Source organism: Marinifilum sp. N1E240, assembly GCF_009295825.1.
Classification (GTDB): domain Bacteria; phylum Bacteroidota; class Bacteroidia; order Bacteroidales; family Marinifilaceae; genus Marinifilum_A; species Marinifilum_A sediminis.
This window is the reverse complement of record NZ_WHKF01000002.1, coordinates 662,987-680,020: the sequence shown is the minus strand read 5'-3', so window position 1 is coordinate 680,020 and position 17,034 is coordinate 662,987. Positions and strand designations below refer to the sequence as shown.

Here is a 17,034-nt window from a genome sequence, read left to right as displayed (position 1 = left end):
ATTTTTAGAAGTTTGACATCTTTCTTTCGACAAATGGAATACTAAAATGAGCCACTAATGAAATTGAAAGAGCCGAAGATGACATTCATTGCGGATTCTTTTTATCAGTTTCCATTCAGATTTGTTTTTGGATAAATTTAATTTAGCATTAACAACAAATTAACATTCTTCTGTTAGCTTGATCCCCAGCAATTAACACACATATGTAACCATGTAATGTCTGTGTTCCATATTGTTTAGCAACTGATAATGATCTAATCTTGCAGAACAATTAAAGCTTAGAAAATGTATTACAACAAAACAATTATTTCAATTTTAACTTCAGGTCTGCTATTGCTATCGCTTGTAGTTAATGCTAAAAAGAACAAAATGGAACAAGGAAAAAATGAATACCCGCGAGCGTTTTCCCATATTGGAATTACAGTTCCTGATTTGGATAAGGCTGTAGAGTTTTATACTGAAGTGATGGGCTTTTACATCATTATGCCTCCAACAGAGGTTGTTGAAGAGAATGAAACTGCTATTGGTAAAATGTGTATTGATGTGTTTGGAGAAGGATGGGGAACTTTTCGCATTGCTCACCTTTCAACAGGAGACAGAATCGGTATTGAACTGTTTGAATTTAAAGAGAGTAAAGAACAAAAGCCTACCTTTGAACCATTTAAGACAGGCTTGTTTCACTTCTCGGTTCAGGATCCTGATGTAGAAGGATTGGTTGCCAAAATAGTTGAGCATGGTGGCAAACAGCGCATGCCCATCAGAGAATATTACCCTGGCGACAAACCATATAGAATGTGTTATGTAGAAGATCCGTTTGGAAATGTATTTGAGATTTATTCTCATTCTTACGAATTGCATTATTCTCCTGGAGCATACAAGTGATGCTCTTTTGCAAAATTTTGTCCCCATTCGTCTAATTCCATGATGATGGGGATGATTGATTTTGCAGAATCGGTCAATTCATATACTACTTTAGGTGGAACTTCGGGGTATACTTTTCTACTTACCAGTCCATCTCTTTCCAAAGCGCGAATAGAAAAGGTAAACATTCGATTTGAAATGCCATTAATGGTCTTTTGAAGCTCACCTGAACGCATCTCACCATCTTTTAAATGAAAGAGAATAAGTGATTTGTATTTGTCACCTATCAATTGAAGGGTAAATGCCAGAGAACAGGCGTATTGTTTATCGTCGTAATTAATGATTTTTGATTTACAGGAATCCTTTGCCATACTATTTGTAATATTTAGAATACAAAGATAGGGATTTACTAACTTGTGTAATGAATGTCACATCACTAATAAGATATCAAATGAATAAAATAATTTATAGATTACTAATTGTATTGCTTGTGTTCTGCACTATTGCCTGTCAAAACAAGAATACTCCCAAACAGAATAAACTTGAAGTTATTGCTTCGTCGGATAAGCAGTGGACCGGAGTAGCGGTTGATCAGACAGGGCGTATTTTTGTAAATTATCCGAAATGGTCGGACGATGTGCCAATGAGCGTTGCAGAAATCGTAAATGGAAAACCAGTAGTCTATCCAAATAAGGATTGGAACAATACTGTGAATACAGAATCCTTTGTTGCAGTGCAGTCGGTTGTGGTTGATAAAAAGAACAGATTGTGGATATTAGACACACGTAATCCATTGTTCAAAGGAGTGATGGAAGGCGGACCACTGCTTTATCAATTCAATTTGGAAAGCAATCAGAAAGAAAAGGTGTATCAGTTCCTGGAGGGTGAGTACAAACCTAACTCCTACTTTAATGATGTTAGGATTGATACCGATAATGAAATAGCATACATGACCGATTCGGGTGATGGAGCTATTATTACTCTGGATTTAAATACTGGTACTTCTCGTCGCTTGTTAGATCAGCATCCGTCGACAAATAGTGAGGTAAATTATCTGATTTGTAATGGTGAGAGATGGGAAAACTCGGTTCATTCCGATGGTATTGCCCTTTCACCAGATAATGAATACCTATATTATATTGCTTTAACTGGTCATACTTTGTATCGCATAAACACAGGTGATCTTCTTAATAAAGATCTCACAAATGAAGCTTTGGCAACTAAAGTGGAAACAGTAAAAACAATTCCAGCGACAGATGGTATGCTGTTTGACAAATCAGGGAACCTATGGCTAGGCGGATTGGAAAACAATTCTATTAATAAAATTAATACAAAAGGAGATCTAACAAGTGTGGTTCAAGATAGTTCGATTCGATGGGCAGATTCCTTCGCAGAAGACCAAACTGGTAATATCTACTTTACGACTTCTCAAATTCACTTGCCAAATGAGCGTCGTGGATCCTACGAAGTAATTCGATTTGATCCAAAGAATCTAAAGAGTAAATAGGAATTCGATAAACTCATCAATTTCAACCTTTTTGTATTTCCAACAAATGAATTGTTGATATTATTTCATTTCATTCTAAACAGTATAATTAACACTTTATTAAAAAGAATTTAATGTTATTTTATTTGATTATCAATTATTTACGTTTTCCTGAATAGTCAGCGTTAACACTAGTGTTAACAATTGAATTGCAAAAAAACGTCAAATTTTAAAATATTAGACAAAAAAAGAGAGCTTTAAAGCTCTCTTTTTTGTTATAATTAGTTTAATAAAAAACCCAGATTCGAATACTATTTCTTATCTTATAACTTACTATTATTTACGAATTTTTTCAAATAAATTCACACTTCTTGCATTAGTGAATGTTATTTCATCATATAAATCAGGATTGTTTAATTCTAACCACTTATAAAGCTCATCCAACTTATAATATTCTACTATTGAAATACCTTGCCTAAATCCCTCTAAATGAGAATTTATATATTGGTGTTCTAAACTCCTATCATTAAAATCTATTAATTGAAAATTTTCAAAACCAAACAATGCGTTCATAACACAATAATCGTATAATAAAGAATTGAAGATATTTTCTATTAATATTTTTTTGTGCGATTCATGTACGTAACTATCTGTATCAATTTTAGATACCAACAAGGTTATTTTTCTTAGTTGACTATACAATCGAGTATAAAAAAGAAATAAATTAGAATAATGTATGAACCATTCTTTATCCTTAGAATCATTAAAATTAATCTTACTTTTAGTTTCAATAAGATTTAAATATTCAGCATTATTTATAAACTTATCTTTAATCCTCAATAATATAAACATGTAATCTACAAGTGATAGTACTGAAATATCTTCGGTTTTTATTATATCTTCTTCTTCAATATACTCTTCAAGATTAAATGCAATATTTTCATTACTTACACTATTCTTTAATTTCTTAATCTCCTTATTGTAATATTTTAAAAAGTAATCTCCTTGCAAAATTTTACTATCCTCCTTTTGTTGTTTTGTTTGCTTCATTATGTATTTTAATGTCACATAATACACTATAAAAGCAGCAAGAGTAACAATAGGAGTTAAAATATTATTAAAAATAGTTGTTTTCCCAATTAACTCGTCCCCTGTAATAGTCACATTTCCATTTAAAACAATTACAAATATTCCTAAAAAGAGTAAAGATAAAAAGGTCAATAAACCAATTAGAAGTCTTCTTTCGCTCCACATATTTTAAATTATTAATTTTCAATATCAAATTTATGAATTTATTATAAAATAATTCCTGAAATCACATTTATTAGAAGCTATCTAAAAATATATACAGTATAAAAAAGAAGCATATGATAAATGAACAGAGAATTATTAGAAGAAGTAATAAATAAACATTTTAAAAGATTAAAATTAAAATATTGTAATGGGAACAAACCAGATAATGATGGTTATACAGGAGAAGATGTTTTTCAAGAAAACATTCTATACCTAATACAATATCCCGAATTACAAAAATGTAAAGAAACCGAAGAAGATTATTTACGGTATATTGAATTTTACTTAAGTAAGAAGAAAAAAAGGAAAGAAAAGAAGAAGAAAATTAAAATTGATACACGTTCTGAATTATCAAATTTAGAAGCAGCTTATGATGCAGAATCAGGAATATTAAAAGAACATTTTCAGAAAAAACTGAATAAGGCTAGTTCTGAAACATTAATTATTATAGAAACATACCTAAGCAGTAAAAACAAAACCATAGCAGCGAATAAATTAGGTATATCACGATTTTCATTTTCCAGAAGATTAAATTTCGCTATAAAACAACTAAAGGAGATAGAATAATACTATCTCCTTTTTTCATTATAAACCTGTTGCTACAATTTTTAGAATTTCTCCAAGTGTTACATTACCTGTAACTATCGAATAGATAACAAAACCCCAAATTAATAATCTAAGTATCTTATATCCTAGTGCAATTATAATTTCAGTTTGTGTTGCTTCTTTTCTGTTACTTAAAAGAGTGTCAACTGATTCAATTTTAGCTTTTTCTCTTTTTAGTGAAGGTATTATTTTAGTTATTAGTTGTAATATTTTCATGCTTTTCTTGCTTGTTTTTTTATTCTCATCTTCCCCATTTTAATGTAAATGGGATAAAATAAATTATTCTTTTTTCGATATTGTTTTAAATAGAAAAATCTCGAAATCTTGAAGAATAAAGAGAAAATTAAAACAGCACAAGATAGAGCTGTAAAATATTGATTAGCAAACTGGACAAAGGCATTTATTACACCTAAACCAGTCGAACTAGCTAATAACGTGTTTATTGTATTTTTTATCATTTATATCATACTCTTATTTTTTTAGTTGTTAGTTATTGAAAAGGATTCAGTATTTAACAGTTGTATAGTCGGAGAATTTTAATATTCTGGCATCCTAAAGGAAATATTATCAATTTTTTTAATTTTATCTGTCAATTCAAACATTTCTGAACAAGCATATGCCAATGGAACAACATACATATCAGCAATATCAGCAAGCACATTAACCCCTCTAGCTCTTATAGCTTTTGAAGCTAAACAAGCTTCTCTTAATTTATCTTCCTTACATTTTTGCGGAGAATCTAACATGAAATGTGAGCGACATGATAATGGACGTACAGGGTATATAGAACATTTATTTTCATGAAGAAATGGACATGGCAAATTATTCGAATCTACAACATTCATAAAATCCACAAACACTTCCTTAACGTTTAATATTTCTTTGTTTGGTGTATTAGCATGAAAAAAACTCAACCAATCTTCATGGTTCTTTTTTATTCGATTAAGGTCTTCTCCATGAATATTTTGTTTAACGTAGTCTTCAATTAATGGTTGTTCCCATAATAATACTTCTATAGATTGATAACAACAATGGTCACACCCTTCAATACAACAATTTTGAATTTCTCCTACCGCTTTATCTAAGACTTCATGTAAATGTCCTACAATGTTTTTGATTTTTCCTCTAGTATCCATAAATTCAAATATTAAAAAAACCACCCAATTGGGTGGTTTTAATTACAAAGTGACTTCTTGTTAATCATTTATTTGTCAGTAAACATTATTAAATTTAAAATATTAATTTCTTAATAACAAAATATTATGAAAAAATATTTACTAGATTTTGTAAAATTGTTTCATCCAGACATTGATAAAAACACCTCCATATTCACCTTACTATTAGTAATATTGGCGCTTTCAGTAGTTTTATTATTCACTTACATTAATACGTAATAAAAGATTCTTAATAACCCCTCCTTCTATCCCTAACATGTTTATCTCTTTCTATAATCAGAATCTTTAGAATATCTCGTTCAGAATGATATCGTACCTGTATCCAACTTTCTTTAGATTCTGAAATTTGAAAGAAACTTTGATTTTTGTTCTTCGCTTGAAGCACTTGATATTCCTTCACTATTCCATCCAATTTTGCTAAGATTTCTAAATCTTCAACATACTCGAATTTGGATAGTTTAAGACCTTCAATTTTATCATCTGTGAGTAAATAATAGTTACTACTATTCTGGTCTTTAATGTATTTCTTCATCTATTAGAATTAAAAGAAAAGGCAGTGCCTTAGCACCACCAATCCTGATTTGAGACTACTAATATAATGATTAATTAGAAGTTACCATTATTTAATCTAGTCCAACAATCAGACATCTGAATAAATTCAACCCATTCATTCTCATCTGATACTGTATAAGTTCCACTTGTTCTTTTTGTGTTCGTATCCCATCTCATACGACTATTAGAATTAGCTACAATTTTAACAGCTTTACCTGATGTTCCAATTCTTATTATAGTTCCGTTTGGTGTATTTCCTGAATCTGGAAGTCTAACGTAAAAACTACCCGAAGCATCAAAATCGACATAGTAAGAATTAAACTCCATTTTAAGCTGAGTAGGTGAAGATGAATTAGAAGACCATTCAGAAGAAGTTGATGAAATCACCTTACCACCACCTGTAACACATCCACCTAATTTAAATTCACTGGCATATTTGGTAAGAGTCTTAGGACTATTCAAGAATGTATAATCATCACCTTCTAAATAGATGCTACGATTAGCAAATATTTCCACACCTAAATCACTTGAACTGCTATAAGTTTTCGACCTTATTCCACCTGTTCTTGATAAAGTAGAACCTGAATTATACCCCACATATAAAGCTGCTGATTGTTGTGAGGAATTTCTATAAACACCTATATCACCGCCACTTGCATTTAATTGAAGGCTTAAATTAGTTGAAATTAACGATGATGAACCAATCTTAAAACCTCCTATTTCACCGCTTTTTGCGAACATCTTACCATCAGTATCAACTCTAAAATATTTAGCTCTAATAGCTCCGTCCTTATGGATAGTCATACCTGATGTAGTGTAGGCATTTGAACCTTGATATGTACCTGAATAAATAGATGCTGTATTAATTATCCACGCTCCAATAGTACCTTTGGTTGATGCTAATGATAAAGTATTAATCTTACTTGCTGTTACTACTGCTGCCTGAATACTCGAAGTATTTATTTTAGTAGCATCAATAACACCAGATTTAATATTTTCAGCATATACAGAATTTGCTGCTAATTCACTTGTAGTAATAGCATTTGCTGCTATTTGAGTAGCCGTAATAGTATTAGATGTTATCTTATTTCCGTGTAAACTTCCTGTAGAAATTCTAGCCGCTGATAAAGTACCTGTAGTCATTTTTGAAGCACTTAAATCAGTGGTTTGAACTATACTTGATTTAATAACATCAGCTTCTAAAAGTGATGTTCTAATTTTGTTATTTGTAATAAGAGTAACACCACCAACTTTAGCAGAATTAACAGATAATGTATCTCCTGAATCAATTAAAGCATTAGAATAATCCTTATCAATATTTGAAGCAATAGAGGTAGTTATTCCAATATCCCAACCTGTTGACCATTTTGAAATAGATGAACCAGAATGACCACTTTTAAAATCTCTTACAACTATCTTTGGATAATACCAATTCGAATTACTTTCGCCAATATAAATACAGCATTTAGTACCATCGTGTCCAAAACGCACACGGTTATCAGCTTCTTTACTTCCTGTTAATGCTACAGAAGTATTAACCCAACCTGTTGAATAATTATAACCTGACACTCTTAATGTAAATGCTTTATTACTTGAATAATTGTAAACATCTACATGAAATTCCATCATTGTATTAGTCCAACTCTGAGGTAGAGTAACCTTAATAGCACCTGTATTTGTTCCTGTTAAACTAAGTTCACCACCTATAGGTCTTTTTACAGTTACTACACCACCTGAATTAACATTATTAGCTGTTAATGGGTCATTTTGCCAATTCAGTTTTACAGCACTCGAAAAGGTTACATTTCCTGATGAATTCCAACTTATATTATTATTTGCTAAAAATCCACTACCATCATTATATAGCCCCCATTTAGTTGTATTTGATATTTCACCTGTACTTCTAATAACTACATTACCACCTGAAAATCTATCTTCATTAAAATTCCAACCTGCTATAAAAGCACCAGCATTATCTGCTCTAAAAATATCTTTATATGGATTATTCCCTTTTACTATTCTAAAACCATAATTAGGAGTAGAAGGAAATGAACTAGCAGAATCCTTATTACAAAGCATTCCTAATTGAATAATCTTTATAGAATCGCTATTAATCAATTTAGTATTATCCACATACAGAGTTAAACCTCTTTTTGCTCCTCCGTGTACCGTATCGGTTTCAGAATTTTGCAATACTAAATGTTTACTATCTACACTACTGGATAGGGATGAATTTTTAATATTAAACGAAGCTATTTTACCCTGATTAAAAGAACATGCTAATCCATTGATATAAGTACTTGAAACTGTATCTTTTGTAATAGTTGTAGCTTGTGAAGAGGTTATTTTTGAACCTGCTAAAGTGTAAGCTGAATTAGCTTTACTTTGTGCTGTTGCTGCGTTGGTTACTCCTGTTTCAGCCGTGTTTTGTGCCGTTGAAATAGAATTTGTTAATCCTGAAGTATCTGTTACTTGATTCCACGATAATTTAACTTTATCTGTAAAGGTTACATTTCCTAATTTATCCCAACTAATTGCACCACTTGCTAAAATGCCTGAACCATCACCATTCAATCTCCACAAATAAGATGATTTGAAATTGTAAATAGTTCCATCAGATTTAAGAACTACTGAGCCACCTTGTAATGTAGAATCTGAAATATTCCAACCACCAATTTTTCCGAACTTAGCATTTATACCACCTTCTAAGTATCCGTTTTCAGTCCAAAAACCGTATCCTGATAGATTATTCCAAGTTGGTGAAGTAATACCATCAAGTTTACCTAATCTAACCTTTGTTTTACCTGCGAAAGAGTCAGAATTTACACCGTCAAGCACGTCAACATAAGGGCTGTTATTATCATTACTAGTAATATACACCGCTCCCTGTCTGTTTGTATCTGAAACGTTACCTATTCGTACTAATTCATCACCTATTTCAGGAACCCCCGAACCTGTTTTACTACTTACTGGCGCTCTGAAATAACTATGTGATTCATTGCTAGACTGAGCATCAACAACAAGAGTGTAGTATTTAATACCTCGACCATTCCAAACTTGACAGCGTACAATATCGCCAACTGCAAAAGGTTGTATATTTTTACCGTTATCGGTGTCAACACCAATCCTATAATAAGTTGAATTAGAGCCGTTATCAACCTCGTACTTCATTCCATCGCTAAACCAATAAGAACCATTTCCACTTCTTATCTTATTGATATTCAACTCATACACGTTCATACTCTTTCGTACAGTTAAGCTGTCAACTGTCATATTTCCGCTTACATCTGTACGCCAACCACTTCCACCAAAACCACTTACGTAAGAGTCACTACCTACATAACCTTTAGCTCTAAAGTCTCCAACATTTTGAAGGTTATAAACCGCTTCACTGCCTGTTGTGTCTCTCTCTGCAAATGTTAACCAATTATTAGCAGCTTTGTTAACTATAACAATATCGTTTCTATTCAGATGACGTCCATAAGTTTGTAGGTCGCCTGTAGTAACGTGCATACCTGTAGTAGTAGTGCCTGTATTGTGAACTTTAAACTTTTCAACACCTCCTATGAAAGCCCCGATTCTATTAGTAGTACTACCTGTATCACCTGCTCTTAAATCAATATTACCGTTTAACTGTTGGTTATTGATATACATTGTATTATTGACATTAGAGCCATAACCAATATAACCTAAGCCAGTACCTGTACTAGTTTGGAATCGCATATAAGGAGTAGCAGCCACACCCGAACTTGTACCTTTTAAAATAAGATTCTCAGAGGCTTTAACTATTTTATGAACACCTGTTGTGTATGTACCAGAAGAGTTAACTAAGAACTTTGCGGCATCATTAATACTTACAGCTACAGAAGCGCTAGAACCACCATTATTTTTAATATATGATGTACTATTTCTGTTAAATATTAAGTCATTTCCACTTAGATTTGCTGATAAACCACCTGTTGTTGATGTAATGCTACCACCATAAGAGCCACTTCCCGTTACCGTTTGATTACCCGTAGTTTTAGTACCATCATTTGTAAGTCTAAATATTTCAGAATTATATGCTAACATTACAACTTCACCGATAAGATTACGAAGTCTAAATTGTGAACCCGATGAATAAATTGTAGCTTTTTCTGTACTGTCATTTATAAACCTTAGTACATTGTTACCTGTACCTGCTGCTCTAAGTTTGTGTTCACCACCCTTAGAGTCAAAACCACTTGTAATTACTGCTGTTCCTGTTGTGGATGTTCCAGATGAAGTTGTTTCAAACCGTTTTATACCAACACCCCTAATTTCAATTTGACCATTATCAGAACTTAAAATAGAATTTGCAGTAGCTTTGAATTGTAAAAATCCATTTCTCACGCTACCTGAAGAGTCATAACCAGCTATATAGCCAGCTTCTGAATTTATTTTAAATCCTAACGTAGAGGTGGAAATAACAGTACCTGTAGCAGTATGATTCCCTGTTGTTAAAGTTCCCGAACTTGTAGTTTCAAATCTTCTGAGTCCTGAATGATATAGAATAGGTGCTTTAGTATTTCCGCTTAAAACTATTTGCGTATAAATTACATCTCCAACTCTAGTTTTAAAACTTATATCACCACCATTTACTAAACCTTTTAACTGAGTACTGTAACTACCTGTATTGCTCATTTCTAATCTTGGCAATAGCAAAGCACGAGCGTTCCAATTAACTGTTGATTTATTTGAATTCCCAGAATGCCATATTGTATTATTTTGCCTTGAGTCAGCACTCAAACCCCACGTAAGAACATTATTACTTCCTATGCCAAAATATCCTTTTAATGTTCCGTTATGATAGAATGACATATTTACATTACTAGTGCCTGTTCTATCTAATCTTAAGGGGTTGTAATTACCATTATTAAAAGTAACTTGACCGTTAAAAGTCTCATTAATGTTTGTTCTAGCATACTTTGAAGCATCATACCCTCCTAATTTTAATGAATCCTTTACACTAGCTACACCAACAATTCTTTTATTACTAGCATCCCACGCCAAACTGTAACCATCTGAAATTGCATCTTCTCTAGTGGCTACAGTTTCAAGACTATTAATTTTACCTAATTTGATAAGGGGCTTTGAACCTTCAACCACACCAAACCAATAATCTGAACCTGTACCTCTTCCTAAATTCAGACCACTGAATTTTATATTAGTGTTAGGAATTGTGCTTGTAATAGTGTTGGATGGTTCATTTTTGTTAAGCCATAAAATGTTATTTTTCACCTCTAGCTGTTCAGCCTTAGTGACGTAATGAGAAGAATTTTGAATTATATTGCCATTGAAGATTACATCTTTTTGAAATACATTTTTCTGAGAAAAAATATTTTCAAATTCAATTTTAGCATATTTGTAATCACTTGTATTTGAAGAATCCGAAGTGGTTTCTGAAGAAGAAGTATATGGAGAAGAGAAACTTGTGTTTGGGTTTGTATTTTCACTTCTGAAGTATGTTTTTAATGTATAATTTTTTACGCTTGGCATTTATATCATAGGCTTTATTTTTTAAGATGTGGTTAGTTATTAACCACATCTGTTAGAATTTCAATTAATTGAATATTTGCTGTACAATCTCGAACATCATATTCATAATTGTAAGCAATAAAATCTTTATCAAAATATAAATGTGAAGAAGCAACTGTTTTATCTCTATAAATCGCTCCATATTTAAAATTTGAAGATTTTAATTTTGTATTCATTCTTAAAATAGTACGTTGGCGAATAGTTAAAATTGATTGCATTAATCTAGCTGCTAGAGCATTATTTTTATTATCTCTTAGCTCTTTTTCACTATTCACCCGAAAATCTGTTATTGGTTCATATTCACTCCCATTTTTCCAATATAAGGCACTCAAATAAAGGTCTTTTGAAGTTGTAGGAGTGCCAATATTTAGTTCTTTTGCTGTAGCTTCTTTTCTAGTTGGAAAAGTTACATCTGAATTATAATCATTTACACCTCCTATGTAGTCTTGTACAGTATCAACAGAACCATCTTGAATATTAACATACACATTGTCTAAATAGTAACCTTTTACAGGTAATTCAGCAGTTGTAGAAGAAGTATTTAATTTTGAACTAATTGAATAAAATTTGATTTCCACTTTATTACCTCCATCTGGTTGAGTATTCACATGATAACCATTATCAACCAAATCCTTTACAGCAGATTCAAATTCAATAGTACCGTATGGTGGTGCATATTTCAAACTTCCTGTTGGGTATTTTTTGAAATCAATTTGAATTCCAGTTTTAACTTCATTTTCTATTTGGTCTATTGGTGAATAGAAGAAATATTTAGCATTTTCTAATATTTTACCTAAAGGCTTACCATTCAATATAATTTCTACTCCTATACCACCACCATCATACTGATAGTAATATTTAATTGATTCATTGATATCTTCAAGAGCATAGGAAAACCCAAATTTGAACATGAATTCATTCTCCATTTTCAATGAAGAAGTAAAAGTTGTAGTAATTGTACCACCATTATCATTATAAAGATTTCTTGTTCCGCTCATGTGCATACAATTATCTGAAATAATGTCTTTTGGCTCTGTTCCTTGGTATTTGAATTTGTCTCTGTAATAAGAGAAATCAGGATTATTTTCTAAAGTAATATCGTGTTGGTCATTATATCTAGATTGAGGTTGTACTATTGCCCAACCTTCTGTTCCTTGTTCAAAATCACCATTTGTAGCCCAATTTGGACGTGCAATCCATTTTTGTGTTATTACCTGTTTTTCAATTCCTAATTCTGTTTCATCAGTTCCATATTCATCAATTGTATGGGTGTTTATTCCATCAATTTCAATTACATCTTGAGAAATAGAATTATCTGTTGAATAGTACTTACCTGTTAAAGAATTATACTTGAATTCATGATATTTTAGGGTAGTTATTGAAAAATCTTCATTAGCCCTTTTAATGTCTGCATAACGTTGTATTTTCCATGCTTTTGCATCTTGGAACAATCTACAACCGTAAGCTGTCATTATATCCTTAAGAATATCCAAATTTGAAGCCATACCATCCTGTCTTTGGTAGACTTGTGATTCAATGAATGTATTATAGAATGAACCCTTTTTTTCTGAATTATTTACTTCTTGTTTAGGGTACAATTCACTCAAAATGTGAATATCTAATTTTTCAGGAGTGCTAATATCATTTATAACATTTGAAATTAAATCTAATAAAGTAATCTTTTCAAAATCTTTCCAAAGACCTGGAGAGTTACCATCGGTTAAACCTGTACTTCCTCTTTTCACATATTTTAATTCAGAAAGCCCACAACCTGCTGTTAACTTTATGATTTTTGGGTATTTGTTTGAATGTTCTTCTTCATAAAGAGTTGATGTAATAACACCATAAAATATTACTTCATTTAAGCTTATATTGGTGATTTCACAAGTAAATCTTTTTCGAAAATTGTATTTATTCAACACCTCGGTATCGAACAAGTGTAAATATTGAAAAGATTTAAAAGATTGAAGTTCTATTTCTGCTACAGTTGGTACAACATCAGCAAATAATTCTTCACTAGCATTTTTTGTAATTTTAACGGTATTACTACCAAACTTAAGAGGTTCAGCAGGTAAATATGTATCACCTGCTCTTCCAATTTCTTTAATATCAACTCTAATAAGCTGACTATATTTATTATAAAATGTACCTGAATGTTGTATTAATTTCATTCATATTTCATTATTTTTTATATCAATTTTAGAAGGTCGTTTTTCTTAATAACAGCAGCTAAATCACGTCCTTCAACTTTAAGTTTTACCTCTCCGTTACCATTCCCACCTTTTGAAGAAGTCATTGCACCAGAACGATTAAAATAGTACCCTGTATCGACCACTGTAGGTTTATAATCAGTTTTTTCAACATCTTCCTTTTTTCCTCCGAATAAAGAACCAAATAAACCCATACCTGCTGAAATTATACCACCCCAACCTGCTATATTACCCATAGTTTTCGCTTCTTCATCTGATAATTTACCCATAGACATTAAACTATCTTTTACTGTCAATAATGAATTAGAAAATGAACCTGAAGCCACACTGGCAACATCATAAAAACTTGCTGAACTATCAGCTAAAACACTATTTAGATTTTGAATATTAGATGATAGATTACCAATATTATTAGCAGTATCAAATTTGAAATCTTCACTACCCATATAAGAATTAATAGAAGCTTGATAATTTTTAGTATAATTCTTTTGCTTTTCTATCCCTTCTATTTGTGATGTGTAAAAAGGTTGTTGATGTTGAATAAAACTTTCTCTATCCTTTCCAGATAAACCTTTTAAAATATCTTCATATTCCTTATATAATGCTGTTTGTCTCTTACTTAGAGTATTTAAATATTTATTTGTTTTCTTATTTGAAAAACCACCAACATTATTAAACATCGTATTATAAAGGTGTTCTTCATCATCCTGAACATATGAACCAAAATCATTTCCTTTACCTCTTATATCTGATTTTAAATCATCTTTGAATTTCACCTTACTATTAAGGTCTATTGGCTTAAATTCAATAGATTTAGCCTTAGTTTCGATAACAGAAAATAAACCTTTTATATCACCATCTTTAAATTCTTTATCATTGGAAATCAAACCTTTTTTCAATTCATCTAAGAATGATTTCATCTTGGAAGATTCATTTTTATCTAAATTTACATCATTTAATAATTTACTTACGTTATTATAAAATTCTTGATAAGTTTCCTTCTTTAAAATATTGGCATCTAAGGCATTTACACCATTACCTGAAATATGATTTTGACCTAAATTTTCTCGATAATTTATATAACCAAGTTTTTGTAATAATTCTTCCTGAAGAGATGTAGAAGAAGTTGTACCACTTCCACCACCACCATTACCATCTGTACCAACATAAGCACCAGAATCAACACCATATACTTTAAGCACTTGTTTAACTTGGTAATTTTGTTCTTTCTTCAGTTGATTTAATTCTTCTTGAAGCTCTTTAAGTGGTTCAGTGTAATAAAGTTTTTCGTAATTTTTACCTGTTTGGGTTTTGAAAAATTCAGGTTTTTCTTTCTTTTCCCTTGCTAATAAAGTTTTCTTATAATCAATATGTTCCTGTTTTTCACCTATTTTTTCACTGTTATCTTCATACACTTTTGATAGAGCAGTTGTAGCAGCTTGGTATTTAGCTTTCTTTTCAATTGCCTTAATTTGTCTCTCAATTAATCCTAAAGTGTTTTGGTTTTGCTTGTACTCTTCACCTGCTAATTCAGCTACTTTTTTAGCTACTTCAATTTTCTTATCAGGTATAGTTGTAGATTGATACAAACCCTGTAATAATTTCAGTTCTGCAATCTCTTCCAAAGTGCTTTTCTTTTGTTCTTTAAGAGCCTTAGTATATTCATTAGCAGCCTTATTGTTCTTTTGATAACTTTTATAAAGTTTATACATCCCATAAGCAAGAGCAGCAGCAATTGCAACAGCTCCAACTATAGCAGCTTTATTTAATAATTTAGCTGTTGTATTAGCTTTTGTGGCTACTGTATCAGTATTCGTAGCTGCTGAACTAGTACCTGTAATTATAGTAGCTTTTTTACTTACACTATTCAGTAATTTCTTATTAGATTGCCACATCTCAATCCCACCTGCTACACCGATTGAAACCTTCTCCAAACTTTCAGCAGTTTTAATAAATTCTTCCAGATTAGTACCTGCGAAAGCAGCTCCAAGTGTTCCGACTCCTACGGTCATATCACTTATACCACCTGTAACAGATTTCAGTTCACTAGCTTTTTGTTCAGAATCCAAACCTTCAAAATCAAGCTCCATATTTCGAATCTCAGAATTAACAGAAGCTAATTCTTTAGCTAACTTTTTATATTCCGAAGTTCCTTTTCCAGTATTTTCAAACTCTTCTAATAATTGTTTCTGTCTGCGTTCTAATGATTTCATAGAACCTTCAACCAGTTGTACAGAATCATCAGCATCATTCATTCCATTCCGGAAATCACTGGTCATTTCCTTTATTCTACCATTCACAGTAGATATCTGTGATGCTAGTGTCTTATACTCATCAGTACCTTGTTTTGTCTTGTAAAACTCACTTATTAATTGACTTTGAGTAGATTTTAATCTACCTAGTGAGTCTTCATATATTTTAACCTCTTTCTTACCTTCTTTTAAGCCATTTTTAAAATCATTAGCATCAGCAGTAAGTTTAGCAGATATAGTAAATTCATTGTTATTAGCCATTTATATTAATAATTCCATTTTTCATCAAGGTCTATCATTCTTTCCCTTGTATTATTGCTCAAATCCACCTTTTTGACTTTCTTCTCTTTATCGGTTGGCAACTTCAATAAATCAGTCTCTTCAATGGCTGTTTTTTGCATTCCGTTAAAGTTGATAATAGTAGTAGCTAACCATCTTACTTTCTCCCATTGTTTACTTTCTTTTAGTACAAATTGGTGATGGATTTGAAAAAATTCTTTTGGTCGTAATGAATAAAAATCATCTTTACTCATACCAAAATCTATTACGGCTATAGATAAGCATTCACTTATGCTTACATGTTTTTTTTTACTTCTTCCTCCTTATTATCTTCTTCCTTATTTTCAGGTAAATCTTCATTAAGAAATTCCTTATAAAGTGCTTTTATAAGTTTTGTTCCAAAATCTAAATCTTTTGAACATTCTCTATAATATTCTGTGAGTTGAAGATTAAAATCTCGTTTATTCTCAATACAAGCTGCTTGAATACTACAGTACATCATATCCATCATATTGATATAAGAATTGATAACCATTTGTGTATTTCCATTTGTATCCGTACCTGTATTATCATTATCTGATTTAGCATCATAAAATTGGTTTTCTTTGAATAATACAAAGTCCTCTCCTTTCGCATCCTGATAATAAGCTAATGCTAGAAAAGAAGCTTTAAAATCGTAGTTATTGCCGTTTATATTTATTGTGTTATAAATCATTTTTTCATCTTAGTTTTTTCAAAAAAAGGGTGTAATATTTTACACCCTT

13 protein-coding genes are annotated in these 17,034 nt (G+C 31.3%); 3 read left to right on the top strand and 10 right to left on the bottom strand.

What is annotated here, in order from left to right; genetic code table 11:
• The first annotated feature begins 285 nt into the window (after window positions 1-285).
• A complete protein-coding gene (locus GCQ56_RS07790) occupies window positions 286-882 on the top strand; it encodes a lactoylglutathione lyase family protein (protein WP_227006026.1) in 597 nt (198 codons plus the stop codon).
• Here the strand turns inward: GCQ56_RS07790 and GCQ56_RS07785 are convergent.
• On the bottom strand, window positions 858-1,232 hold the full coding sequence (locus GCQ56_RS07785; protein WP_152733882.1) for a helix-turn-helix domain-containing protein: 375 nt from the start codon (window positions 1,230-1,232) through the stop codon (window positions 858-860). The genes GCQ56_RS07790 and GCQ56_RS07785 overlap by 25 nt on opposite strands.
• Window positions 1,233-1,312: 80 nt before the next feature.
• On the opposite strand from GCQ56_RS07785, the gene GCQ56_RS07780 reads away from it, so the two are divergent.
• Window positions 1,313-2,368 (top strand): SMP-30/gluconolactonase/LRE family protein, encoded by a 1,056-nt coding sequence (locus tag GCQ56_RS07780; RefSeq protein ID WP_193323738.1) that lies wholly within the window; start codon window positions 1,313-1,315, stop codon window positions 2,366-2,368.
• 315 nt (window positions 2,369-2,683) lie between these two features.
• Here the strand turns inward: GCQ56_RS07780 and GCQ56_RS07775 are convergent, their stop codons facing one another.
• Window positions 2,684-3,601 carry a hypothetical protein gene (locus GCQ56_RS07775; RefSeq protein ID WP_152733878.1) on the bottom strand — a complete coding sequence of 306 codons (918 nt, stop codon included), beginning with the start codon at window positions 3,599-3,601 and terminating at the stop codon, window positions 2,684-2,686.
• A gap of 120 nt (window positions 3,602-3,721) precedes the next feature.
• Between GCQ56_RS07775 and GCQ56_RS07770 the strand changes: the two genes are divergently transcribed.
• Complete coding sequence (locus GCQ56_RS07770; protein WP_152733877.1) at window positions 3,722-4,207, top strand: hypothetical protein; 486 nt, start codon at window positions 3,722-3,724, stop codon at window positions 4,205-4,207.
• 18 nt (window positions 4,208-4,225) lie between these two features.
• Here GCQ56_RS07770 and GCQ56_RS07765 read toward each other — a convergent pair whose 3' ends face one another.
• From GCQ56_RS07765 to GCQ56_RS07730, 8 genes are all read right to left on the bottom strand, one after another.
• Entirely contained in the window at window positions 4,226-4,462 is a 237-nt protein-coding gene (locus tag GCQ56_RS07765; protein WP_152733875.1) for a hypothetical protein, read from the bottom strand.
• A 320-nt stretch (window positions 4,463-4,782) separates the two neighbouring features.
• Window positions 4,783-5,382: a YkgJ family cysteine cluster protein gene (locus tag GCQ56_RS07760; protein ID WP_152733874.1), complete on the bottom strand. Its 600-nt coding sequence runs from the start codon at window positions 5,380-5,382 to the stop codon at window positions 4,783-4,785.
• 268 nt (window positions 5,383-5,650) lie between these two features.
• Window positions 5,651-5,953: a hypothetical protein gene (locus GCQ56_RS07755; RefSeq protein WP_152733872.1), complete on the bottom strand. Its 303-nt coding sequence runs from the start codon at window positions 5,951-5,953 to the stop codon at window positions 5,651-5,653.
• Between the two features lie 74 nt (window positions 5,954-6,027).
• Window positions 6,028-11,490 (bottom strand): hypothetical protein, encoded by a 5,463-nt coding sequence (locus GCQ56_RS07750; protein WP_152733871.1) that lies wholly within the window; start codon window positions 11,488-11,490, stop codon window positions 6,028-6,030.
• Between the two features lie 32 nt (window positions 11,491-11,522).
• Window positions 11,523-13,700, bottom strand: a complete 2,178-nt coding sequence (locus GCQ56_RS07745; RefSeq protein ID WP_152733869.1) for a hypothetical protein — start codon at window positions 13,698-13,700, stop codon at window positions 11,523-11,525.
• A gap of 17 nt (window positions 13,701-13,717) precedes the next feature.
• On the bottom strand, window positions 13,718-16,252 hold the full coding sequence (locus GCQ56_RS07740; RefSeq protein WP_152733868.1) for a hypothetical protein: 2,535 nt from the start codon (window positions 16,250-16,252) through the stop codon (window positions 13,718-13,720).
• Window positions 16,253-16,257: 5 nt separating this feature from the next.
• Window positions 16,258-16,524 carry a hypothetical protein gene (locus GCQ56_RS07735; RefSeq protein WP_152733866.1) on the bottom strand — a complete coding sequence of 89 codons (267 nt, stop codon included), beginning with the start codon at window positions 16,522-16,524 and terminating at the stop codon, window positions 16,258-16,260.
• A 41-nt stretch (window positions 16,525-16,565) separates the two neighbouring features.
• Window positions 16,566-16,985: a hypothetical protein gene (locus GCQ56_RS07730; RefSeq protein ID WP_152733864.1), complete on the bottom strand. Its 420-nt coding sequence runs from the start codon at window positions 16,983-16,985 to the stop codon at window positions 16,566-16,568.
• Window positions 16,986-17,034 lie beyond the last annotated feature (49 nt).